This is a genomic window from Corynebacterium genitalium ATCC 33030, from assembly GCF_000143825.1.
In the GTDB taxonomy this organism is placed as follows: domain Bacteria; phylum Actinomycetota; class Actinomycetes; order Mycobacteriales; family Mycobacteriaceae; genus Corynebacterium; species Corynebacterium genitalium.
This window is the reverse complement of record NZ_CM000961.1, coordinates 545,931-568,177: the sequence shown is the minus strand read 5'-3', so window position 1 is coordinate 568,177 and position 22,247 is coordinate 545,931. Positions and strand designations below refer to the sequence as shown.

Sequence of the window (22,247 nt, the reverse complement as noted above, 5' to 3'; positions counted from 1 at the left end):
GCCTGTGGAAAAGGCGTTTTCGCAACCCTGACCTGTTCTTTCCATGCTTTGTCAACAGTGTTTGTGCACAGGCCTGTGTAACACGTCCTGGGGATTTCCCGGTGGGGATAGTTGGGGATAAACCCGTGCACAACACACCGGGATTTCCACACGTTTCACAACCTCAAGGTGGACCGTGTGCGGGCATGAAAAAACCAGCGCTGAGTGCAGCGCTGGGCGACGGGCCGGGGAGCATGGCGCGGTCGTTAACGCCACCCCATGGTCATCAGCAGACCGATGATCAAGCCTGCGAAGCCGATCGCGTAGTTCCACGCACCGAGTTCGTTCATGACAGGGATCTGCGGGCCGGCGAGGTAGTTGACCACGAGCCAGAGCAGGCCGATGGCCATGAACCCGAACATCAGGATCTTGTACCACATGGGCGTGCCGCCGGTGTTGATCTTGACGGGGGTGCGGTTGGCGCCGGTGGACGTCGTCGTCACCGGGGTAGCGGCGGTGTCCTTCGTGACCTTTGCCTTGGGCATTACGTACGTCCTTTCGTTAGTTCAGCAGTGACTTTACCAGCTACCCGACCAGGTCCTCGATACCGCCGAGGACGGGGTTCTTCCAGTAGTCGACGGTGATGTCTGCGTCCTTGCGGATCTCCTCGCCGGAGGCGGGTCGGTGGCCAGCGATGTGGCCATGGTCAGCTGGGTCGGGGGTGTCTACTAAGTTGCCCTGCTTCAGGGTGCCCGTCCATCCGGAGGAGCGGAGGGCTGTTTCGGCTTCATCCTTGGTCTTGTGCACCAGGCTAGGCAGTTCGAAGAGCATGCCGTTGGAAACACGCAGCTCGACGGTGGTGCCGCGGGCGACGTCGGTGCCTTCTCCGGCGACGGCGATGACTTCGCCCTCTGGCTTTGAGGAATCAACGTCCACCTTGGTGGATTTCAGGCCGAGCGAGTTCAGCACGGACTCGGCTTGTTGGATATTCATGCCGGTCAACGAGGGCACCTGGACCGTTTCGCGACCACTTGAGACGGTCACGGAAACCTTGGATCCCTTTGACAGCTGGGACCCGGCGACCGGCTGCTGGTCCATGATGTGACCGTCGGGGACGTCGTCGGAACTTTCACGCTTCAGGTTGTCGTCAAGTTTCAAGCCGGCTTCTTCGAGCGTTTTCGCGGCTTCTTGCGGGGTGAGGCCATCCAGGTCGGGAACATCGGTGATCTCACGGCCGGAGGACACCGTGATCGTGACGTTCGTGCCCTTTTGCAACTGCGAACCTTCGGTCGGGTTGGTGCCCAGCACGTCGCCGCGGGGAACGTCGGGATCCGGTGCCTCATTCACGGTGACTTGCAGGCCAAGATCCTCGAGAATCTTGACTGCCTCTTCGCGCTTCTTGCCCACGACGTTGGGCACGGTCACCATCTCGGCAGCGGCTTGCTCTTCGCCGTCGCCACGGACCTTGTTGTATACGTACGCGCCACCGCCTAGCAGCATCACCGCAGCGAGCAGCAGCGCGGCCACCTTCATGCCCGAATTCTTCTTTTTCGTTTCCTGGCGGTGCTGCGCATACCTGCTTTCCGACGGCACCACCGCCGTAGTCTCATCCTGTCGCTCCGCCAGGTGATTCCGGGCAGCGTTGGTCACCGCGCCGCGCTGGAGACGCTGTAGGTCTTCGGCCATCTCCATGGCGGTCTGGTAGCGGTCGGCCGGGTGCTTGGCCATGGCCGTGAGGATGACGGAGTCGACGTTGATCGCCTCAGTCTCGCTCAAGCCTGAGATGCGTGCGCTCGGCGGCTGCGGATCTTCCTGCACGTGCTGGTAAGCAACGGCGAAGGGAGTTTCACCTTCAAACGGCGGGGCACCGGTGACGGTCTCGTACATCACACACCCGAGGGCGTAGACGTCGCTGCGGCCGTCGGCGGTCTTGCCGCGCGCCTGCTCGGGGGAGAGGTACTGGGCGGTGCCGATGACGGCAGAGGTCTGGGTCATCGCCGCGGTGGAATCATCCAGGGCGCGTGCGATGCCGAAGTCCATGACCTTCACTTCGCCGGTGCTAGTCACCATGATGTTAGCGGGCTTGACGTCGCGGTGGATGATGCCGGCCTCATGGCTGGCGGCCAACGCGTGAGTGACGGGCAGTAACAACGAGGCGGCTTGCTCGGGCGCGAGTGGGCCGTCGCCGTGGACAATGTCCCGCAGGTTTCGTCCCTGGACGCGTTCCATGACGATGTACGGGATGGAGGTGTCGCCGATAAGCGTCTCGCCCGTGTCGTACACCGAGACGATATTGGGGTGGTTGAGCCGCGCGGAGTTCTGGGCCTCCCGGCGGAAACGCTCCCGGAAGTTCTCGTCGCGCGCCATGTCGAGCTTGAGCATCTTGACCGCGACCTCGCGGCCGAGCAGCGTATCCGTGGCCACGTAGACGTCGGACATACCGCCGGTGCCGATGGTGTAACCCAGTTGATAGCGGTCCCCAATGAGAGTCATGTTGATCAAGGCTCCTTATTCGAATGGGTTCGGCAGTTCCGGCAATTCCGGGGCTGGCGGGACGGGACTTTCCGGTTGCGGTGCAGGCGGCTCTTCGCGGGTGGGCTGCGGTGCGGGTTGTTCTGCGCGGCTGGTCTGCGGCGTCGACGGTTCTGGGGAATTGTAAATGGTCGACGGTTCTTCCTGGGTGCTCTGCTGTGTCTCCTCCGGTTCGGAGCTGGGGGTGGTCTGCTCCGTGGTTTCTTCGACAGTCGTCTCGATGGTCTCTGTAGTCACCGTGGTGCTCGACGTGCTCGAGGAAGTCTCTTCGCCACCGCCGCTAATGCCGTCAAAAAGCCCCGATGCGTAGGCCCAGAATGCACCGAGCCCGAGAAGCAGCACCACCAGCGCGATGAGCACACCGGTGCCGAAGCCACCGGAACGCTTCTTCGGCTCCGCATCGACAGCAGGCGTCTGGTGCTCCGACAACTCCGGGTAATCCTGCGGGTAGTCCGGCTGGTAGCTCGGAGCCGGGCCCGTTTCGGGTTGGATCGTGGTCGCCTCGGTGACGGCGGCGAGCTGCGCGGTGGACTCCTGCGGGGAGGGAGAAGAGACCGCGCGGGTGTTTTTGGTCACCGGGCGCTGGCCGTTGCGGGCGTCGGCAATGGCGTTCTGGAACTCGGAACCGTCGGCAAAGCGCGTCGCGGGGTCTTTGCGCATGGCGATGCCGATCAGTTCGCGCGCCGGCGCCGAAATCGACGTCGACAGCGGAGGTGCCTCGTTGGAGACGTGCGCCAGCGCCACGGAAACGGAGGAGTCACCGGTGAAGGGGCGGCGGCCCGAGAGGAGTTCGTACCCGACGACGCCGAGGGAGTAAATATCCGATGCGGCGGTGACCGGCAGGCCCTGCGCCTGCTCTGGGGAGACGTACTGGGCAGTGCCCACGACCATGCCGGTGCGCGTCAGCGGCACGGCGGAAGCGGCCTTGGCAATGCCGAAGTCGGTGATCTTCACCTTGCCGTTCTGAGTGATCATCAGGTTGCCCGGCTTGATGTCGCGGTGGACCAAGCCCATCCGGTGGATCACGGAGAGACCGTGGGCGGCCTGCTCGAGCACGTCGAGGGCCATTGCCTCGGTGAGTTGACCCTCGCGGACAATGAGGTCCGCCAAGGACTCGCCCCGGATGTACTCCATGACGATGAAGCACATCGGGTAGCCCTCGCGCGTGGGCACCTCACGGTAGTCGTAGGTAGCCACGACATTCTCGGAGTTGATGCCCTCAGCGGCATTCGCCTCGTTCCGGAAACGGCTCAAGAACTCTTCGTTAGCGGAGAACTCGGGTCGCAGGACCTTCACGGCGACTTCGCGGTCGCGGGTGGTGTCGTCGGCAAGCCAAACGGTGGACATGCCGCCGTGCCCGATAATCCATTGGAGCTGGTAATCGGGGCCGATGAGCTCTTGCAGCTCGGCGCGGTTATCAGTGTGCATTACTGTGCACCTCCAGTGTCATCGGTGTTCGGTGCCGCCGCCACCCCCAGGATGGCGCGGCCGATCGGGGCGGAGACCAGTCCACCAGTAGCGCTCTGGCCCATGCCGCCGCCGTCCTTGACCACGACAGCCACGGCGACATCCTTGTCCGGGTCGAAGGCGACGTACCAGGTGTGCGGTGCAAGTCCCTCGCCGTGCTCGGCGGTACCCGTCTTGGATGCGTAGCCGTTGCCGTTGTACCCGGCGGTGTTGCGCTCGGAGGAGTACATCAGACCTGTCAGCGTCTCAGCTTCATCGGCGCTGATGGCTTCCGCTGCCTGGTGGGGGCGGGTTTCGCTCACGGTCTTCATGTTGGGCGCGACGACGCGGGAAACCACATAGGGGTCCATGCGTTTGCCGTCGTTAGCCACCGTGCCTGCCATGACTGCGGCCTGCAGCGCGGTCATGGTGACGTCGCGCTGACCGATCGCAGACATGCCCACCGCAGCCAGATCCTCCAGCTCACCGAGGGAACCAGCCGCGTTGGGCAGGCCCAGATCGTAGTTCTGGCCCACGCCGAACGCGGTGGCCATCTCGCGCATCGGTTCGTCGCCGATCTCAGTGGCCATCTCCACGAATGCCGTGTTGCATGACAGGGTGAACGCCTGGGTGAGCGACGTCTCTCCACCGCCGCCGCCGCAGGCCTTGCCGCCGTAGTTGGTCAGCTGCACCTCCGTGCCCGGCAGGGTGATGGCAGCTTCGGCCGTCAACTGCGAATCAGGCGTGTAGCCCGCGCGCAAACCGGCGGCCGTGGTGATGATCTTGAAGATGGACCCCGGCGGCAACTGCTCCTGCGCAGCTTGGTTGAGCAGCGGTTTACCCGGATCCTCGTTGACAGCCTGCCACGCGGAATCTGCGGTGTCGGGGTTCACAATCGAGTTCGGGTCATAGGACGGGTTCGACGCCATCGCGAGCACTTCGCCTGTCGACGGCCGCAGCGCCACCACCGCACCGTTGTATCCACGAGACTCCAGCTGGTCGTAAGCCGCGGCCTGCATCTGCGGATCAAAGGTGAGCTCGATGGAATCGCCAACTCGGTTCTCCTTGTTCGTCCGCAGGAAGCGGCTGCCGGACGCGCGCGATTCGCCGTTGAGTTCTTCGTTGAACCCGGCCTCGAGCCCAGCCACGCCGTAGCGGTCCGACACGTAGCCGATCACCGGGCCAAACGAGTACGGCATGTTGGGGTAGCTGCGGTCGTAGAAACCCTCGCTGTTCTGGTGGGACTCGGCGAGAATCTCGCCGCCTGCGCTGATCTGGCCGCGCTCCACCATTTTGGCTTCCACAAAGTTGCGTGAATTCAAAGGGTTGCGTGCGTACCTGTCCTCAGTGAATGCTTGCACCCAGGTGAGGTTGACCAGCAGCATCACGATGAGCAGCAGCGAGCCAATCGCGCCAATTCGAATCGTTTTATTCATCGCGCCCCCTCCAGTTGACGCTCCTCAGAAGCAGCACCAGACGACTCACCAGCCGGGCGGTTCGCGTTGTTGGAGATGCGCAGCAGCAGTCCCAGCAGGATGTAGTTCGCCATGATGGCGGAACCACCAGCCGACATGAACGGCGTGGTCAGACCCGTCATGGGCAGCATGTTGGACACACCGCCGGTGACCACGAAGATCTGCACGGCGATGGTCAGTGCGAGCCCGGAGGCGACCAGCTTGCCGTAGGTGTCGCGCACGGCCAAGGCGGTGCGGAAACCGCGGGTGATCAAGATGGCGAAGATGATCAACACGGCGCTCAAGCCCACCAGGCCGAGCTCCTCACCGATAGCGGCGAGGATGTAGTCCGAGTGCGCGACCGGAACCATGTCGGGGTGACCGAAGCCCAGGCCCGTACCGGTGATGCCGCCCCAGCTCAGGCCGAACAGGGCCTGGGAGGGCTGGAAACCGAAGGTGTCGTAGTTAGCCAGCGGGTCAATCAAGTTGGCCACGCGGTCCTGGATCTTTTCAGACATCTGATAAACAGTGAACCCGCCGATGGCCACCAAACCAGAACCAATGAATAGCCAGCTCGTCCGGCCAGTGGCGAAGTACACCATGCCCAGCACGGTGGCAAAAAGCAGCAGTGCCGGACCGAAGTCGTTGGACATCGCCATGATGAGGATCGCGATCGCCCAGACCATGAGGATTGGAGCCAAGTCGCGCAGGCGCGGGAAAGTCAACCCCAAGAAGCGATACCCGGCCACGGTGAATAGGGACCTTTTTTGCGCCAAAAGTTGGGCGAAGAAGAGCAGCAGGAGGATCTTGGAGAACTCACCCGGCTGGATGGAGAACGGACCCAGCCAGATCCAAATGCGCGCCTCCGCGTCCGGGGGCTGCGGCCATACCAGTGGCAGAGCCAACAGGAACAGTCCGAGCAGACCCAGCAGGTAGGAAAAACGCGTCAGCTGGCGGTGGTCACGCACGATCAGCAGTGTGCCCACCAGTAGAACCACACCCACGAGAGACCAGATGACCTGCCGTTCCGTCAGGTGCGCATCCTTCGCGATATCGATGCGGTAGATGAACACCAGACCGATCGCGTTCAACGTCGCCGCCAGCGGCAGCATCATCTGGTCGGCGTGCGGTGCGGCATAACACATGGCCACGTGTGCGATCGCGTAGACGCCGATGAAACCGCCGACGAGCCAGAGCATGTCGACGGTGAGCGCTTTACCCTGGGAGAGTTCCAAGCCCACGAGCATGAGCAGCAGCAACGCCGCCGACATGATCAGCAGGGTCATTTCCCTGCCGCGGGAAAACAGCTGGCGCATCTACTTCACCTCCCTACAGGCCTCAGCGGGGGTTTCCGGCTCAGCATCGGCCCCCTCGTTGTCCGCGTCTTCAGCAGCTTGAGCATCTTCGGCCGCTGCCTCATCGACGCAGACAGGCAACGCGTCCTCGGCCAAGCGGTTGACTTGCTCGGTGACCTCGGCATACGAGCCGCTGCCCAGGTTGTCCACGCGTTCACGGGTGGAATCGGGCAAGTCGCTGACCGTGAACAGCTGGCAGTCGTTCGGGACAGAGCCCGTGTCGACGAGCCGGATCTGGTTCTCGTCGTTAATGCACACCTTCTGCACAGGTTCATGCAGGTCGCGGCCGAAAACGCTGGTTTGGAAGCCCTGCTCGATGATGATTTCATCTGCGTCGTTCGCAGTGACGAAGTACGACGACTGCTTGGCGTTGTCGTACCACCACATGCCGCCCAGCCCCAGCAGGGCGACGAGCAACACGCCAATGACTATCGGCCACGCCGAGCGCCGCTGGTGATCCTCCTCGTCGTCATCGGGTTCCGGGGTGTCGTGGGTGGCGCGCGTTTCGCTTGTCGACGTCTTATTCTGCGGCCGCACCAACTTCGCCGCCCTACTCGCGGACGTATCCGGATGGGTGGGATCTTCTGCCTGCACCAACGCACCGGCCATCGCAGGTGCGGTGGGCACGTCGGGGGACTCCGGATCATCCGTGTCGATAACATCGGCCACTACAACAGTGATGTTGTCCGGCCCTCCCGAGCGCAGCGCCAGTTCGACGAGGCGTTGCGCGGCCTCGGCGGGGGAGCCTTCTCCCAAGGTGGTCTCAATGGTGGAGTGCGTCACCGGGTCGGACAGCCCGTCGGAACACAGCAGGTAGCGGTCGCCGGCGTGGGCGTCGATAAGCTCCAAATGCGGCTCGACCGGACGGCCGGTGTACGCCTTGAGAATGAGCGACTTCTGCGGGTGCGAGGAAACGTCTTCGGCGTTGAGTTTGCCCTGTTCAACGAGCGACTGGACGAATGTGTCGTCGACAGTGATCTGTGTCAGCTCACCGCCCCGCAGGCGGTATCCGCGCGAGTCACCGACGTGGATCAACCCCAGCTGGACACCGTTGAACATCAGCGCGGTCAGGGTCGTGCCCATGCCTTCTTGCTCAGGGTGCTTACTGATGGACGCCTTGATCGACGCGTTCGCGTCATCAGCCGCCGCGCCGAGCAACGCCAGAATGTCGGCGTCGCCCGGGTCGCGGTCGAGGTGCTCCATGTGCTGGACCATGAGCTGGGAGGCGACTTCACCGGCGGCGTGGCCGCCCATGCCGTCGGCAAGCAACAGCAAGTGCGGGCCGGCGTAAGCGGAATCTTCGTTGTTTCCGCGCACAAGCCCGCGGTCAGACACAGCGACGAAGTTGAGTTTCAGCGTGCTCATGGCATCAACCTCACAATCGTGCGCCCCATCTTGATGTCCGTGCCCACCTGGACGCGTTCAGGCTGGTCAATCCGGATACCGTCGACAAATGTGCCGTTACGGGAATCCAAGTCCTCGACGAACCATTCAGACCCGCGGCGGAACAACCGCGCGTGGCGCGAGGATGCAAAGTCGTCCCCGAGCACGAAATCGTTGTTGTCCGCACGGCCCAGTGAGAGTTCTTCCAGCGTGGAAATTTCCATGTGGGAGCCCTGCAGCGGGCCCTCAACCACGACAACCTCGCGGGCCTTTTCCCTGCGCATGGGCGCCGGTGCCGGGGCAGCTGCCGAACGTGGGCGGCGCTGCGCCGAAGCCGCGGCCTTGATGTCGCGGCGCTGCGCGGCGAGCACCGCCATGATGAAAGCCCACAACAAGATCAGGAGCCCGAAGCGGGCACCAAGCATCAATGCAGTATCTAGCACGTCACACCGCCCCTTACTGGTACTGCTGGTAGTGCTCGTTTGGCTGGGCCGGCTGGGAATAGCGCGGACCCACGATACGAACCTCGATGGAGGAATGCCCGACAGTGATCACATCGCCATCGGCCAGCTCCCAGTTCTCCACAAGCTGGTCGTTGACCGTCGTGCCGTTGGTGGACTGGAGGTCCACCAGAAACGCGGTCTGACCGTCCCAAATGACTTCGGCGTGCTGGCGCGAGACACCCGTGTCCGGCAGGCGGAAGTCAGCGTCGTTCGACCGGCCGAGGATGTTGGACCCTTCGTGGACTTGGTAGGTGCGCGACGAGCCGTCGAGAAGCAAAAGGGTCACGGCGGGACCGTTCGGTGCTGGCTGGGGCTGGAACATCGGTGCCTCCTGATCATCGGCCTTGCGCGGTGCGCGGTCCGCAAGAATCGCGTCGAATCCGCTATCGACATCCGGGGCTTCGTCGATATACGACGACACACGCAACTGACCCGTGCGCAACCCGGACTCCTCCGCAACCCGGACCACCACGGGCCCGTACAGGCCCCAGTTCAGGTTACGGACAAAACGCGTGAGCTGCCCCGCGAGGTGGGCGGGCAAATCCGGATCCTGCGACAAGTTCTCCAGATCCTTACTGGACACGCCGATCGCGAACACATTCGGGGCGACAATCTCATCCACCTCATTGGCGACGAGTTCATCCTGCGCCTCCTGCTTCAGCAGCTCTTCCAGCTCAGCCGGAACAACACGGCCCCCGAACACTGCAGCAAAGCCGTTATCCAACCCGCGCTGCAGTGAACTGTCGATCTTGGCCAACCTATCCATCAACGCCATTTACCCACACCTCCTCCCAGGAATGTTTCGATGACAGTATAGAGTTTCGCGTCCGTTCGACATAGCTGCCCAGGCGTTTCTTACAGTCCTTATTGAGTTTTAAGGTCTCGTTGAGACTATCTGGACGGCAACTGAACACGCGATTTGGTGGTTTATAGCGCGCCCGTGCTATGTTTACCTAGTCGCCCGCCCGGGTGGCGGAATTGGCAGACGCGCTGGCTTCAGGTGCCAGTGTTCGCAAGAACGTGGGGGTTCAAGTCCCCCCCCGGGCACAATGTGAAGTCCCGAGACATCGTTCCTATGGTGTCCCGGGATTTCTTGTTTTTGGAGTGCCCCGGTTGGGGGGTTAAGTGACAAAAGGGGATGCGGACGGAATCTTGGAGGATTCCATCATGAACCGCTCATACACCAAGGAGCAGCGACGCAGAGCTCTGCAGGTTTACAAGCGCACTCAATCGGTGACCAAGACCGTCCGTGAACTTGGTTATCCAGGGCGATGGACGCTGTACAAATGGTTGCGTGAACCCGCCAAACCTGGTCGACCCCGCAAACAGTCAAAAACATTGACCCGCTACCCGTTTGAGGTCAAGCTTCGTGCTGTTGAGCTCTTCAACGCTGGTTGGAGGCCAGCTGACATCGCTGTGGAATGCGAGCTGCGCTCAAAGATGAGTGTCTATTCTTGGGCACAACGCCACCGTGAAGAGGGAAAATGGGGTTTGATGTCGAAAAGAGAACGCAAAGAGCACACTCGCATGCCCACCCGAGCAGCATTCGAGAAATCATTAGCCGATGATCCTGCAGAACTGAAAAAGCAAATGGCTCAACTGCTCGTTGACAAGGCTGTTTTGGAAAAGGAGCTGGAACTTGTAAAAAAAGACGTCAGCGTCATCCCGGGTCAGCTCAGCAATAAGCACAAGGCTGAAGTGGTTGACGCGTTACGCGGCGAGTTTCCGTTATCTATGCTGCTTGCTGCTATTGATCTTGCGGCATCAAGCTTCTACTACCAACTCCAACAGCGATTTGCTCCGGATAAGCACGCGCGTATCCGCGAATTGCTTCATGAGATTAGTTCTGAGTCGAATAACACCTACGGCTATCGCCGACTTTGGTGGGAACTGCGCCATCGCGGGATCGTTATCAGTGAGAAGGTCGTCCGCCGTCTCATGCACGAAGAGGGAATTCGTCCCTGGTTCCCGAAACGAAAGTGGCGTTACTCCAGCTATCAAGGGGAAATTTCTCCCGCACCACCTAACCTGGTGAACCGCAATTTTCATGCTGAGCATCCAAATCGGTTGTGGCTGACTGACATCAGTGTTTTCGCTACTAACCAAGGTCGCGTGTACCTGTCTGCCATCATCGACTGTTTTGACGGGAAGGTCGTGGCAGCAAAAACAAGTGTTCATCCCACCATGGAGTTAGCAGAAGAAACTTTGTACGCAGCAATCGCAACCGAAAAGCCGGCAATGGATGGCTCCTTGGTGATTCACTCAGACCGCGGAGCACATTATCGAGGCAGCAGCTGGCGAAGTATGACCGAGAAGTTCGGAATACTTCGCTCGATGTCGAAGAAAGGTTGTAGCCCCGACAATGCAGCATGCGAGGGGTTCTTCGGCCGAATGAAAAACGAAATGTACTACGGCAGAACCTGGCAGAACCCCCAAGAGCTCAAAGAAGCAATCGCGACATACATTGAGTTCTACAACGATCACCGAATCAAGATCAGCCTCGATGGTTTGAGCATTGCCGAATACCGAAAAGTCAATGTAGCGTGAGATTGAAACTGTCCAAAAAACGTCCGCATCCTCAAAAGTGTGTCTGATTTTCAGCGTATCTGCTGATCGGCCTATGTAAATCGGGCTTGAATAGGGTTCTGGACCTTATTCGAGCCCGTTCTTCGTTCAATTAGCCGGAATGTCACCTCCATGTGATAGCGGGGTGTTGGTGTGCTTTCCCGGTGACGCCAAACAGACCACGATGCCCCTCATGTAATGGGGAAACGAAGAAAAACGGAAGGGTGTCAGGATGTTTGTGTGTGAGGCTCTGATCTAGAGGGAGTTTCAGCGTGGCTTCGGTCCAGGACAATGGTGGTCGGGATGACCGAGGTCGGCACCCCACCCAGGGCCGCAGCGATACGAAACGGCGGGTCGTAGATCGGGGGATAGGTCACCGCGTTGTCGAGTTTGAAGTCCTGGGCGATGGTCTGGTTGTAGTCACGGACGTTGATGCCCAGCACCGTGCCACCGAGGGGGTCGAGAGTCTCCTGGACAAGCTGCAGGTCATCGACTTCCGCCCGACACGGTGCACACCACTGGCCCCAAGCGTTGAGGACGACGACCTCGCCTTCAAAATCAGACAGGCTGATCTCCTCACCTTCCTCCATCAGCAACGGGCCGGAGAAGTCCGGCAGCGGGGCACGCTCCTCCTCTGCGTAGATAATTTCGGTTTGGCCTCCTGGTGAGTGGAACTGGAAGGTGCCCCCGACGGCGACGGCGTTTCGGGCGCCGTCGTCTGAGGAACAGGCCACCAGGGTCACGGCGGTGAGCACCGCGGCAACCGCGATGGCGGCTCTGCGGGGGTGTGCTCGGCATGGATTAGATCTCCTTATTCCGGGGCGGTGGGGAAGAAGACGGTGTTCTGGTTGTCCCGGAAGACCACAACACCGAGGAAGGTCCTCGTGCTGCCCGGTGGGTGGTCTGCAGCGACTCTGCCCACCTCGGCACTCAACCCTGCTGTGGGGGGTTACTCGTAGCGAAGCGAGCTGAGCATCCCGGTTTCCAAGTGATAGGCGTTATGGCAGTGAAATGCCCACTCACCGGGGTTGTCAGCGATCAGGTCGGCGATCATGGTTTCACCGTGGCGGAGAAGGACGGTGTCCTTGCGTAGCCCGCCGCTGCCGGGCAACGCCCACGTGTGTCCGTGGATGTGCATGGGATGGGGCATCATGGTCCTGTTGCGCATGACCATCCGCAGGCGCTGGCCCTCCTGCACGGTCGCGGAGGAGGATTGGCCGTCGGTGAGAATGCTCCATTCATACGGCATCATCTGCCCGCCCAGGTCGATGCTGACTTCTCGGTCTGGTGTGCCCTCGGGCAGGAGTGCACGGTCTGCTGGCTTCAGGGAGGACAGAAGCAGTCCGGTGGACGACAACTCGGGGAAGTCGACATCGGGGCGGGGGGCCTGGCCGCCGGCGGTGCGGATGACGGCGAAGGCGCGGTCGTCCTTACCCACCGCCAAAGCCGTGAGCGGGAAGATGCCGTCGCCGAGGATGACCTCGACGTCGACACGCTCGCCCATCGACAGGTAGATCGATTCGGTCTCCCAGGGCTGGACAGGGAAGCCGTCGGTGTGGGTGACGGTCATGCGGTGACCACCGAGTGCCACCTTGAAGATGGTGTCACCGCCGGAGTTGATAAACCGCAGGCGGGCCTTGTCGCCCGGGCGAGCCTCGAAGGTCCGGTGAGCACGGGGGATACGTCCGTTGATGAGGTAGTGCGGATACATCACATCGCCGGCATCCCCGCCCAGTACCCGGTCCGGGGTGCCGTGCATCATCTGGCCGTGACCTCCCATTCCCATCCTCCCGTTATGGTCGCCCGAACCCATTCCGGTGAGCTTGTCGAGCTCATCGTCGGGAGTGCCCTGAATGCCATCGACCCAGTCGTCGAGCACGATGGTCCACTCGACGTCCTGGTCCTCAGCGTCTTGCGGGTCACGGATGATCAGTGGGGCGTGGAGGCCGCGATCAAGCTGCAGGCCGGTGTGGGAATGGTAGAAGTAGGTGCCACCGTGGGGGACTTCAAAAACATAGGAGAAAGACTCGCCAGGTTCAATGGGGTCCTGGGTCATGCCGGGCACACCGTCGGCTGCGTTGTGGAGTGCGATGCCATGCCAGTGGATGGAGGTGCTCTCAGGCAGTTCATTGGTGATATCGACCTGGAGGACGTCGCCGGCGGTGGCCTCAATGGCCGCATCCCCGGTGTCAGAGACGTATCCCCACGTCTTGGCTTCGATGCCGCCGATATCCAGGGAGAGGGGTCGGGCGGTCAGTGTCCGGCGCACCGTCGGCTCACCGAGCGCAGTGGGGGTGGGAGTGGGGCGAAGGGAGGGACCTGGTGCCGAGGCAGCGGGTCCAGGGTCGCTGGTGCAGGCGGCCACGGCCCCGGTGCCGGCGAGGACGAGCCCGCCGAGCAGAAACTGTCGTCGGGAAAAAGCGTTCATCATGATTTAATCGTCCTTGGTGCAAGATTTCAGTGACACGGGAGACAGGCGCAGGTGAGGACCCTGCTGAGCCATCACGTCAGGGGCAGGTCCGTGACACACGTGGCACCATCAGCGGTGGTGGAGAACTCAGTGACACCGGTACGTCCCTGGTGGGTGACCTCAATCGTTCCGGTGGCCTCACGCGGGAGCCAGAAGCCGACAAACCCGTTGTCGAACGTGGTGGTTTGCTCGTCGATCAGGACCTCCCCGGTGGTCTCATCGGTGACCGTGACCTGGACGGGCGCATTGCGCAGTTCACCCAGGCAGGTGGTCAGACTGTGGTAAAAGCAGTCATGGGTCTGGGTCACGTAGGGGGCAATCGAAACGTAGGTCAGGTCCTGGGGCAGGTCGAGGGCCACCTCCTGGTTCTCATCCGAGAGCACCAGCTCATTGGGGCGAACCGAGGCGATCAGGTCGGTGGGGCGGTCGGCAACCGCCTCCTGGTCGAGGTGGTCGATGATCTCGGTTGCGTCCATGGCGGCCAGACCGTGGGCGGTCAAGAACTTATCCTGGGTCGCCTCCGCGGTAACGGCGGGCTCCGGGTCGGCGGCCGAGCACCCGGTGAGGGTCAGGGCGAGGGCGGCGGCTGCGATCGCTGCTCGTTTCACGTCAATCTCCTTGGGTCGTGGTAAGACCGTGATAGGGCACCGCTTATGCGTCGGTGCTTCATCTTTCTCTAGCACGTCCGCCGGCCGGCCGGAAAACAAAAACCCTGCTCGCAGCCTTGAAATGCGGTGAAAAGGGGGCGCGATCGGTGGGCTGGGTCACTCCTGAACTGGCCCGCCCCACCACGGGTTGCTGTCCTGCTACCCCGCCCCCGGTATCTGGCGCGGGGCGCCCAACCCCTGGTAGCACCTGCTCCCCCCCACCGGTGAAGGCAACACCTTTGGTTTGTGAGGGGACACAGAAACGAGAGCGATCCAGGGGTTGTTTTTGAAGATTTAATGAAGATGCCCTCGGTGAGTACCGAGCGAGGATGGGCCGGGACCATACTGGATCCTATGGATGACCGCGCGCTGACCATCGCCACGCTCCCGGGGCGGGTGCTGGTGGTCGACGATGAACAACCCCTGGCCCAGATGGTGGCCTCCTACCTCATCCGGGCCGGCTTCGACACCCGTCAGGCCTACACGGGAACTCAGGCCGTGGACGAGGCCCGTCGCTTTTCCCCCGATGTCGTGGTGTTGGATCTGGGTCTGCCCGAACTCGACGGTCTAGAGGTCTGCGGACGGATCCGCACCTTCTCGGACTGCTACATCCTCATGCTCACCGCCCGCGGCACCGAGGACGACAAGATCACCGGTTTGACCCTGGGGGCCGATGACTACATCACTAAACCCTTCGGCATCCGGGAACTGGTGACCCGGGTGCATGCGGTGCTACGCCGCCCCCGCACCAGCACCATCCCGCCGCAGGTTACCACCCCGTTGACCGTCGGTGAGCTCACCATTGACCCCGCCGCCCACAAGGTGCAGGTGGGGGAGGTGGTCGTGGATCTCACCCGCACGGAGTTCGAGCTGCTGGTCACCCTGGCCCTGCGCCCAGGCCAGGTGCTCACCCGCCACGACCTGGTCACCGAGGTTTGGGATACCACCTGGGTGGGGGATGAGCGCATCGTCGATGTCCACATCGGCAACCTGCGCCGCAAGCTCGGCACCGATACCCGGGGGCGGGGCTTCATCGAAACCGTGCGTGGAGTGGGCTACCGGGTGGGGCAACCATGAAGCACGGACCCGGCCTGACCTTCCGCTTCCTGGCCGCCCAGGTGGTGGTCGTGGTGATCAGCCTGCTGGTGGCCGCGGCCGTGGCCACAATCGTAGGCCCGACCCTGTTCCATGATCATATGCTGATGACCGGCCGGGAGGATCCCTCGCTGGAGCTGTTCCACGCCGAGCAAGCCTACCGGGACGCCAACCTGATCACCCTGGCCGTAGCCCTGCCCACCGCCTTGTTCAGTACCCTACTGGCCAGCCTGTGGTTGTCTCGTCGACTGCGCACCCCCCTGCAGGGCCTGACGCGCGCGGCCGCCTCCGTCGCCGGTGGCAACTACCGGGTACGCGTCCCCGCGGGGAACGCCGGCCCGGAGGTGAGCACGCTGGCACAAGCCTTCAACACCATGGCTAATCGGATGGAACACACCGAACAGGTCCGCCGCCAAATGCTCTCGGACCTGGCCCACGAAATGGGCACCCCTCTGTCTGTGCTCGCGGTCTACCTCGATGGCCTCCAGGACGGTGTCGTGGACTGGAACCTGTCTACTCACCAGATCATGTCCGACCAACTCACCCGTCTGACCCGGCTGATCGAGGATATCGACGATGTGTCCCGGGCCCAGGAAGACCGCATTGACCTAGACTTGGCCGAGGAGGGGCTCGATGAACTGCTCCACGTCGCGGCCGCCGCCGCGGGGGAAGCCTACGCCGACAAGGGCGTCGGTCTACACATCGAGGCTGGCCACGACACCGCCCGGGTAATGGTGGACCGGCAACGCTTCGGCCAGGTGATGGGCAACCTGCTGTCCAACGCCCTGCGGCACACCCCAACCGGTGGACGGGTCCAGGTCACCGTCCGCCAACAGGGGGCTTCCGCCGCGCTCATTGATATCACCGACACCGGCGACGGCATCCCGCCCGACCAGCTCGAGCACATCTTCGAACGCTTCTACCGGGGTGATACTGCCCGGAGCCGGGACAAGGGTGGGGCCGGCATCGGTCTGACCATCTCCCGTGCTCTGATCGAAGCTCACGGCGGCACCTTAACCGCCGCCTCACCCGGAGCCGGTCACGGATCGGTGTTCACCCTCCGCCTCCCGTTGTCCTCTCCTGTGAAGGAACCACCTGCGATGACCACCACTCACCCCGGCGACGATCACGACTCTCACTACCCCTTGGCGGGTACCCCTGGGGGTATACCATGAAGAGTGAAAGCTCATCCGACCCCACCAACCCGATAACCACGCCGACTCCTCACCTGCTGCCGGTGGCCTCCTACCAGATGGAAGGCCTGACCTGCGGGCACTGCGCCGGGCGGGTGACTGAGGCGGTCCAGGCCCTGCCGCTCGTTGACGACGTCCAGGTAGATCTTGCCGCCGGGGGCGGCTGTACGGTCACCGTCACCGGAGCCGTTTCCGCGGAGGAGGCGCGCCAGGCCAACGAAGAAGTCGGTTACGCCGCTTTCTGAATGCCCCACCACGACACCCACCCCCCCCGGATTAAGGGGTGGGGAGGAAGGAATCTTTATGACCAGCCCACACCACGGTAACCACAGCAGCAGTCCCCACTCCCCGGAGATGAATCACACCGAGCACGCCAACCACACCGACCATTCGGGACATGAGGATCACCAGGTCCACAACCACGGCGAGCACGCTGGCCACAGCACGGCGATGTTCAGGCAGCGTTTTTGGTGGTCGTTGCTCCTGTCGGTCCCGATCGTGATCTTCAGCCCAATGGTCGCTGACCTGCTCGGCTACGACCTCCCCGAATTCCCGGGCTCATCCTGGATTCCCCCGGTACTCGGCACCGTCATTTTTGTCTACGGTGGCAGCCCTTTCCTCAAGGGCGGATGGAAAGAACTGAAATCCCGCCAACCCGGGATGATGCTGCTGATCGCGATGGCGATCACGGTGGCGTTTGTCGCCTCCTGGGTGACCACCCTGGGTGTGGGCGGGTTTGACCTGGACTTCTGGTGGGAACTGGCCCTGCTGGTGACCATCATGCTGCTGGGCCACTGGTTGGAGATGCGCGCCCTGGGTTCTGCCTCTTCCGCTCTCGACGCCCTGGCGGCGCTGCTGCCCGACGAGGCCGAGAAAATTGTCGACGGGCAGGCCCACACCGTGGCCATTTCGGAGCTCAGCGTCGATGACGTGGTGCTGGTGAGGGCCGGGGCCCGGGTACCGGCGGATGGCACGATCATCGACGGAGCGGCAGAATTCGACGAGGCGATGATCACCGGTGAATCCCGACCTGTCTTCCACGAGACCGGCGCGAAGGTGGTCGCCGGGACCGTGGCCACCGACAACACTGTGCGTGTCCGGGTGGAGGCCACCGGTGGAGACACCGCTCTGGCCGGCATCCAAAACATGGTCGCTGATGCCCAGTCCTCCTCCTCGCAGGCTCAGGCCTTGGCGGACCGGGCCGCGGCCCTCCTGTTTTGGTTCGCCCTGATTTCGGCCACTATCACTGCGATTGTCTGGACGATCATCGGCAGCCCCGGTGACGCGGTGGTCCGCACCGTCACGGTGTTGGTCATCGCTTGTCCGCATGCCCTGGGATTGGCGATTCCGTTGGTGATTGCGATCTCCACCGAGCGGGCGGCCAAGTCCGGGGTGTTGATTAAGGATCGGATGGCACTGGAGCGGATGCGCACCGTCGATGTGGTCCTGTTCGACAAGACCGGCACCCTGACCGAGGGTGCGCACGCGGTCACCGGTGTCGCAGCTGTCGAGGGCATCACCGAGGGCGAGCTGCTGGCTATTGCGGCGGCGGCCGAGGCTGACAGCGAGCACCCCGTCGCACGCGCCATTGTTACCGCCGCGAGTGAGCACCCCGAGGCCTCACGAATGGTGCTGCGCGGCACCGGTTTTACCGCGGCCTCCGGCCGGGGCGTGCGCGCCACCGTTGATGGCTCCGAGATCCTCGTCGGCGGGCCGAACATGCTCCGCGAATTCAACCTGACCAACCCCGGTGTGCTCGAAGAGCAGACTGGGGAGTGGACTCAACGCGGGGCCGGAGTCCTCCACGTGGTCCAGGACGGACAGATCATCGGTGCCCTGGCCGTCGAGGATACGGTCCGCCCCGAATCCCGCGCGGCGGTAAAGGCCCTGCAGGACCGCGGGGTCAAGGTCGCGATGATCACCGGTGACGCGCAGCAGGTGGCCCAGGCGGTTGGCCAGGACCTGGGGATCGATGAGGTCTTCGCCGAGGTCCTGCCCCAGGACAAGGACACCAAGGTCACCCAGTTACAGGAGCGTGGCCTGACTGTGGCGATGGTCGGTGACGGTGTCAACGACGCCCCCGCTCTGACCCGCGCGGAGGTCGGTATCGCCATCGGGGCCGGCACCGATGTGGCGATGGAGTCCGCCGGAGTGGTCCTGGCCAGTGATGACCCTCGGGCGGTGTTGTCGATGATTGAGCTCTCGCAGGCCAGCTACCGCAAGATGATCCAGAACCTCATCTGGGCCTCTGGCTACAACATCGTCGCCGTGCCGCTGGCCGCCGGTGTACTCGCCCCCATCGGGGTGGTGCTCTCCCCGGCCGTGGGCGCGATCTTGATGTCTGCCTCGACCATCGTGGTGGCCCTCAACGCCCAGCTGCTACGCCGGATCGATCTGGACCCGGCCCACCTAGCCCCCACCGATCGACAGGAGGACCCTGCCAGGTCCGCCTCTCCCGTGACCAACGGTCGCTGACCCTTCGAGGTTGACCCGCTGTTAAATTAACAGCGGGTTTCTCCTTTTGTATATGCTTGCTCCGTCATGTGTCCGGCACGTAGCCAAACGCCGGGCCTGTCCCGAGCAAGAAAGACAAACTCCATGAACGATATTGCACGCAAGGCGCTCGCGGAGGCCCTGGCCACCCTGCTGTTCGTCTTCACCATCATCACCGCTGTCGCCGCTGCCGACAACTTCGCGCCCGTAGCCATTGGTATGGCACTGATGGTGCTGGTGTACTCCACCGGCCACATCTCCGGTGGACACGTGAACCCGGCTGTCTCCCTCGGTGCCTGGATTCGCGGTGCTATGACCGCCACCGAGATGCTCATCTACTGGGCTGCTCAGATCGTCGGCGGCATCCTTGGCGCCCTGCTGACCCGTGCCGTCATCTCTGATCCGGTCGAGGCTGCGCAGATCCAGTCTCTGCCGGCCTTTGTTGTAGAGGCCGTGTTCACCTTCATCCTCGTGTGGGTCGTGCTGAATGTGGCCACCTCCAAAGAGACCGACGGTAACTCCTTCTTTGGCCTGGCCATCGGTGCCACCGTGATGACCGGTGCCTTCGCTGTCGGCCCCATCTCCGGCGGCGGGTTCAATCCGGCCGTGGCAATTGGGCTGTGCGTCAACGGCAACTTCGCGTGGGACAACGTGTGGCTCTACATTCTCGCGCCGCTGGTTGGTGCAGCCTTGGCGGCGCTCGCGTTCCGCGTTCTCAGCCCGGCTGACGTCGAGCACGACCTGCAGGCCTAAGACTGGCGGAAAGCTCACCTTTCGCGTCCATCGGCGTTGATGTCGGTGATGGCGACGTGCCATCCATCGTCGGCAAGTTGGCGAGCGACTTCCTTGCCAATGCCGGATGCGGCACCCGTCACGATGGCGTACTTCTGCGCATTCTGCTCTGCGTTCATGGGTCGTATCCTAGAGGAAACAACCTCACGTGTTTGTGGGTTCGGGCGTTACACTGGACCGCATGCCTGCGACCCCCATCCCGACCTACTTGAACGCGATCCTCGACGAGGTGCGCGACAACAAAGAGGGCAACAACGCCGACTACATCGAGACGTTGCGCGACGCTGACCCGGACAAGCTCGCGCTCGCGCTGTGCACCCGCAGCGGCAACCTGTATTCGGTGGGGGATGACGAGTATGAATTCTCCATCCAGTCCATCTCGAAGCCGTTCGTGTACGCGCTTTCACTGGACATGGTCGGTCCGGAAGAGGTCCATAAGTACGTCGGCGTGGAACCGTCGGGCGAGGCGTTCAATGAGCTGTCGCTGGATGACACGCACCGTCCCGCCAACCCGCTGATCAACGCCGGTGCGATCGTGGTCAACGAGCTTGTCGCCGGTGACGGGGTTGTTTTGCGCGAATTCAGCAAGCTCGCGGGACGCGAATTGCTTCTCGACGACAACCTCGCCCGCGCCGAACTCTCCAGCGCCGACCGCAACCTCGCCCTGGGGCACATGCTCCGCGAGTACGGGATGATCAAGGGCGACGTGGAAGAAGTCGTGGCCAGTTACATCCGCCAGTGCTCGATCATGGTGAACGTGAAAGACCTGGCTATCATGGCGGCGACATTGGCCAACGGTGGATTGCAGCCGGTGACGGGGGAGAGGGTGCTCTCTGCGCGGGCGTGCCGGCTCACACAGGCCGTCATGGCGTCTGCCGGCATGTACGACGGTTCGGGCCGCTGGATGAGCCGCGTGGGTATCCCCGCGAAGTCCGGTGTGTCGGGCGGGTTGATCGGGACGCTGCCGGGCCAGCTTGGTGCGGCGTCGTTAAGCCCGCGGCTGAACGAGGAAGGCAACTCCGTGCGCGGTGTAGAGATTTTCCAGCGCATGTCGGAGACCCTCGGTCTGCACATGATGGGTTCTTATTACTACTCCGCGCCGGGTATCCGCACCGTGCACCGCCAGGGTGACACCAACGTGGTCGAGCTGCAGGGCATGATCAACTTCACCGCCGCCGAGACGATCCTCCACGACCTGGTGGAGCGCCACCTGGTCGGCGACAAGCTCGTCCTCGACTTCACCCATGTGACATCGTTCAACATGGCCGGCCGCCGCCTGGTCAAAGAAGGGCTGCGCCAGTTCCGCGAGGAAGGATATGAAGTCGCCGTCTACGACCCGGAAGCCGCCATGCCGGACTACGAATTCTCCGACGGCACCCGTGTCGAATCCATCAAGGACTTCACCGAATCCTTCACCGTCAACGTGTCCCCGGAGGATGCCTACACCGTGGTGTCGGACCCGAAGCAGTGGTGGGAGGACACCGAAGATTCTGTCGAAGGCAATGCCGATGAAAAGGGCGAGTCCTTCTCCATCGAGTCCGACGACGGCACCGGTTACTTCACCGTCGAGCAGGCCGATGACGGCGAGCGCCTCGTGTGGCACTCCGAAACCACCGACGAGGATGGCGAGGACGAGGACTGGCGCGACTCCGACATCATCTTCGACTTTGACCGCGAAGAGGACGGCTCCACCACCGTCCACGTCACCCACCGCGGCCTGAAACCCCACGACAGGCACTATGAGGAGCGGGTGCAGGACTGGCGCGACCGGATTGGTAAGCGCCTCCAGCCGTACATCAACCGCCGCGCCGGGAATTCACGCGCGGCAGAAGATGCGGCTGGGGCTGAGCCCAGCGAGCCCAGCTAGTCTTCGAGTTCCGCGTTGAGGCGCTCCTCGTCGCGCTCACGCTGTTTGCGCAGCATCGCTGGCACGGCGATCACGGCGAAGACGGTGCCGATGATCCCGCCGGTGTACAACCCGCGCGCCAAGGACGGGTCCGAGACGTTGTACGCGATGCCGAACAGCATGACAAAGCACAGCGTGAGGTTCACTATTGCCAGCCCCCACAGCCCGTCTTTGAGCTTCGGTGCTGGGCGGGCGGCGCGGGACTTCAACCATTGCGTGAAGATGAGGTTCGGCCCGATCAGCGGGATGACGATGAGCAACGACCACATCGCATGTGTGCCGGGCAGCACCCAAGCGAGCATAGCGCCGGCGATCAGCGCGAAGGTGGGCAGCAGGGCCAGTGCGATGGTGGAGGCTTGGTGGTAAGTGCGGGTTTCGTATTCGTCGCCAAGCATCTTCTCTGTCTTGGCCAGGATGGTGTCGCCGATGTTCAT

Annotated in this window: 19 protein-coding genes, 1 tRNA gene and 1 pseudogene; 8 read left to right on the top strand and 13 right to left on the bottom strand. The window is 62.7% G+C overall.

What is annotated here, in order from left to right; genetic code table 11:
- Positions 1 to 245: 245 nt before the first annotated feature.
- Genes crgA through HMPREF0291_RS02670 form a run of 8 tightly spaced genes read right to left on the bottom strand, consistent with a single transcriptional unit; the run spans position 246 to position 9,427 of the window.
- Complete coding sequence (gene crgA / locus HMPREF0291_RS02705; protein ID WP_005287563.1) at positions 246 to 524, bottom strand: cell division protein CrgA; 279 nt, start codon at positions 522 to 524, stop codon at positions 246 to 248.
- A 40-nt stretch (positions 525 to 564) separates the two neighbouring features.
- Entirely contained in the window at positions 565 to 2,472 is a 1,908-nt protein-coding gene (pknB, locus tag HMPREF0291_RS02700) for a Stk1 family PASTA domain-containing Ser/Thr kinase (protein ID WP_005287560.1), read from the bottom strand.
- 15 nt (positions 2,473 to 2,487) lie between these two features.
- A complete protein-coding gene (locus tag HMPREF0291_RS02695; RefSeq protein WP_005287557.1) occupies positions 2,488 to 3,939 on the bottom strand; it encodes a serine/threonine-protein kinase in 1,452 nt (483 codons plus the stop codon).
- On the bottom strand, positions 3,939 to 5,393 hold the full coding sequence (locus HMPREF0291_RS02690; RefSeq protein ID WP_005287555.1) for a penicillin-binding transpeptidase domain-containing protein: 1,455 nt from the start codon (positions 5,391 to 5,393) through the stop codon (positions 3,939 to 3,941). Before HMPREF0291_RS02690 ends, HMPREF0291_RS02695 begins: the two co-directional genes overlap by 1 nt.
- Entirely contained in the window at positions 5,390 to 6,727 is a 1,338-nt protein-coding gene (locus HMPREF0291_RS02685; RefSeq protein ID WP_005287553.1) for an FtsW/RodA/SpoVE family cell cycle protein, read from the bottom strand. The genes HMPREF0291_RS02690 and HMPREF0291_RS02685 overlap by 4 nt, the downstream gene beginning before the upstream one ends.
- On the bottom strand, positions 6,728 to 8,131 hold the full coding sequence (locus HMPREF0291_RS02680; RefSeq protein WP_005287550.1) for a PP2C family protein-serine/threonine phosphatase: 1,404 nt from the start codon (positions 8,129 to 8,131) through the stop codon (positions 6,728 to 6,730).
- A complete protein-coding gene (locus HMPREF0291_RS02675; protein ID WP_005287548.1) occupies positions 8,128 to 8,574 on the bottom strand; it encodes an FHA domain-containing protein FhaB/FipA in 447 nt (148 codons plus the stop codon). Before HMPREF0291_RS02675 ends, HMPREF0291_RS02680 begins: the two co-directional genes overlap by 4 nt.
- Positions 8,575 to 8,605: 31 nt before the next feature.
- Positions 8,606 to 9,427, bottom strand: a complete 822-nt coding sequence (locus HMPREF0291_RS02670) for a DUF3662 and FHA domain-containing protein (protein ID WP_005287545.1) — start codon at positions 9,425 to 9,427, stop codon at positions 8,606 to 8,608.
- 188 nt (positions 9,428 to 9,615) lie between these two features.
- On the opposite strand from HMPREF0291_RS02670, the gene HMPREF0291_RS02665 reads away from it, so the two are divergent.
- Positions 9,616 to 9,699 (top strand) — tRNA-Leu (locus HMPREF0291_RS02665).
- Positions 9,700 to 9,819: 120 nt separating this feature from the next.
- Complete coding sequence (locus HMPREF0291_RS02660; RefSeq protein WP_005287188.1) at positions 9,820 to 11,199, top strand: IS3 family transposase; 1,380 nt, start codon at positions 9,820 to 9,822, stop codon at positions 11,197 to 11,199.
- 245 nt (positions 11,200 to 11,444) lie between these two features.
- Here HMPREF0291_RS02660 and HMPREF0291_RS02655 read toward each other — a convergent pair whose 3' ends face one another.
- From HMPREF0291_RS02655 to HMPREF0291_RS02645, 3 genes are all read right to left on the bottom strand, one after another.
- On the bottom strand, positions 11,445 to 11,972 hold the full coding sequence (locus HMPREF0291_RS02655) for a TlpA disulfide reductase family protein (protein ID WP_005287540.1): 528 nt from the start codon (positions 11,970 to 11,972) through the stop codon (positions 11,445 to 11,447).
- Between the two features lie 194 nt (positions 11,973 to 12,166).
- On the bottom strand, positions 12,167 to 13,648 hold the full coding sequence (locus HMPREF0291_RS02650; RefSeq protein WP_005287538.1) for a multicopper oxidase family protein: 1,482 nt from the start codon (positions 13,646 to 13,648) through the stop codon (positions 12,167 to 12,169).
- A 71-nt stretch (positions 13,649 to 13,719) separates the two neighbouring features.
- Positions 13,720 to 14,295, bottom strand: coding sequence for a CueP family metal-binding protein (locus HMPREF0291_RS02645; RefSeq protein WP_040423443.1), 576 nt, complete (start codon positions 14,293 to 14,295; stop codon positions 13,720 to 13,722).
- A gap of 393 nt (positions 14,296 to 14,688) precedes the next feature.
- Between HMPREF0291_RS02645 and HMPREF0291_RS02640 the strand changes: the two genes are divergently transcribed.
- The 5 genes from HMPREF0291_RS02640 to HMPREF0291_RS02620 all read left to right on the top strand — a co-directional run bounded on the left by HMPREF0291_RS02640 (position 14,689) and on the right by HMPREF0291_RS02620 (position 19,868).
- The gene (locus HMPREF0291_RS02640) at positions 14,689 to 15,411 is read left to right on the top strand and encodes a response regulator transcription factor (protein WP_040423442.1); all 723 of its coding nucleotides are present in this window, start codon (positions 14,689 to 14,691) and stop codon (positions 15,409 to 15,411) included.
- Entirely contained in the window at positions 15,408 to 16,604 is a 1,197-nt protein-coding gene (locus HMPREF0291_RS02635; RefSeq protein ID WP_005287529.1) for a sensor histidine kinase, read from the top strand. The genes HMPREF0291_RS02640 and HMPREF0291_RS02635 overlap by 4 nt, the downstream gene beginning before the upstream one ends.
- A complete protein-coding gene (locus tag HMPREF0291_RS02630; RefSeq protein ID WP_005287527.1) occupies positions 16,601 to 16,867 on the top strand; it encodes a heavy-metal-associated domain-containing protein in 267 nt (88 codons plus the stop codon). Before HMPREF0291_RS02635 ends, HMPREF0291_RS02630 begins: the two co-directional genes overlap by 4 nt.
- Before the next feature lie 58 nt (positions 16,868 to 16,925).
- A complete protein-coding gene (locus tag HMPREF0291_RS02625) occupies positions 16,926 to 19,097 on the top strand; it encodes a copper-translocating P-type ATPase (protein ID WP_005287524.1) in 2,172 nt (723 codons plus the stop codon).
- Between the two features lie 123 nt (positions 19,098 to 19,220).
- Positions 19,221 to 19,868, top strand: coding sequence for an MIP/aquaporin family protein (locus tag HMPREF0291_RS02620; protein ID WP_005287521.1), 648 nt, complete (start codon positions 19,221 to 19,223; stop codon positions 19,866 to 19,868).
- Between the two features lie 14 nt (positions 19,869 to 19,882).
- Here the strand turns inward: HMPREF0291_RS02620 and HMPREF0291_RS11470 are convergent, their stop codons facing one another.
- On the bottom strand, positions 19,883 to 20,026 hold the full coding sequence (locus HMPREF0291_RS11470) for an SDR family NAD(P)-dependent oxidoreductase (RefSeq protein WP_005287518.1): 144 nt from the start codon (positions 20,024 to 20,026) through the stop codon (positions 19,883 to 19,885).
- Positions 20,027 to 20,088: 62 nt separating this feature from the next.
- Between HMPREF0291_RS11470 and HMPREF0291_RS02615 the strand changes: the two are divergent.
- A pseudogene (locus HMPREF0291_RS02615) lies at positions 20,089 to 21,306 on the top strand (glutaminase); the annotation flags it as partial.
- A 464-nt stretch (positions 21,307 to 21,770) separates the two neighbouring features.
- On the opposite strand, the gene HMPREF0291_RS02610 reads toward HMPREF0291_RS02615, so the two are convergent.
- The gene (locus tag HMPREF0291_RS02610; protein ID WP_005287512.1) at positions 21,771 to 22,247 is read right to left on the bottom strand and encodes a hypothetical protein; all 477 of its coding nucleotides are present in this window, start codon (positions 22,245 to 22,247) and stop codon (positions 21,771 to 21,773) included.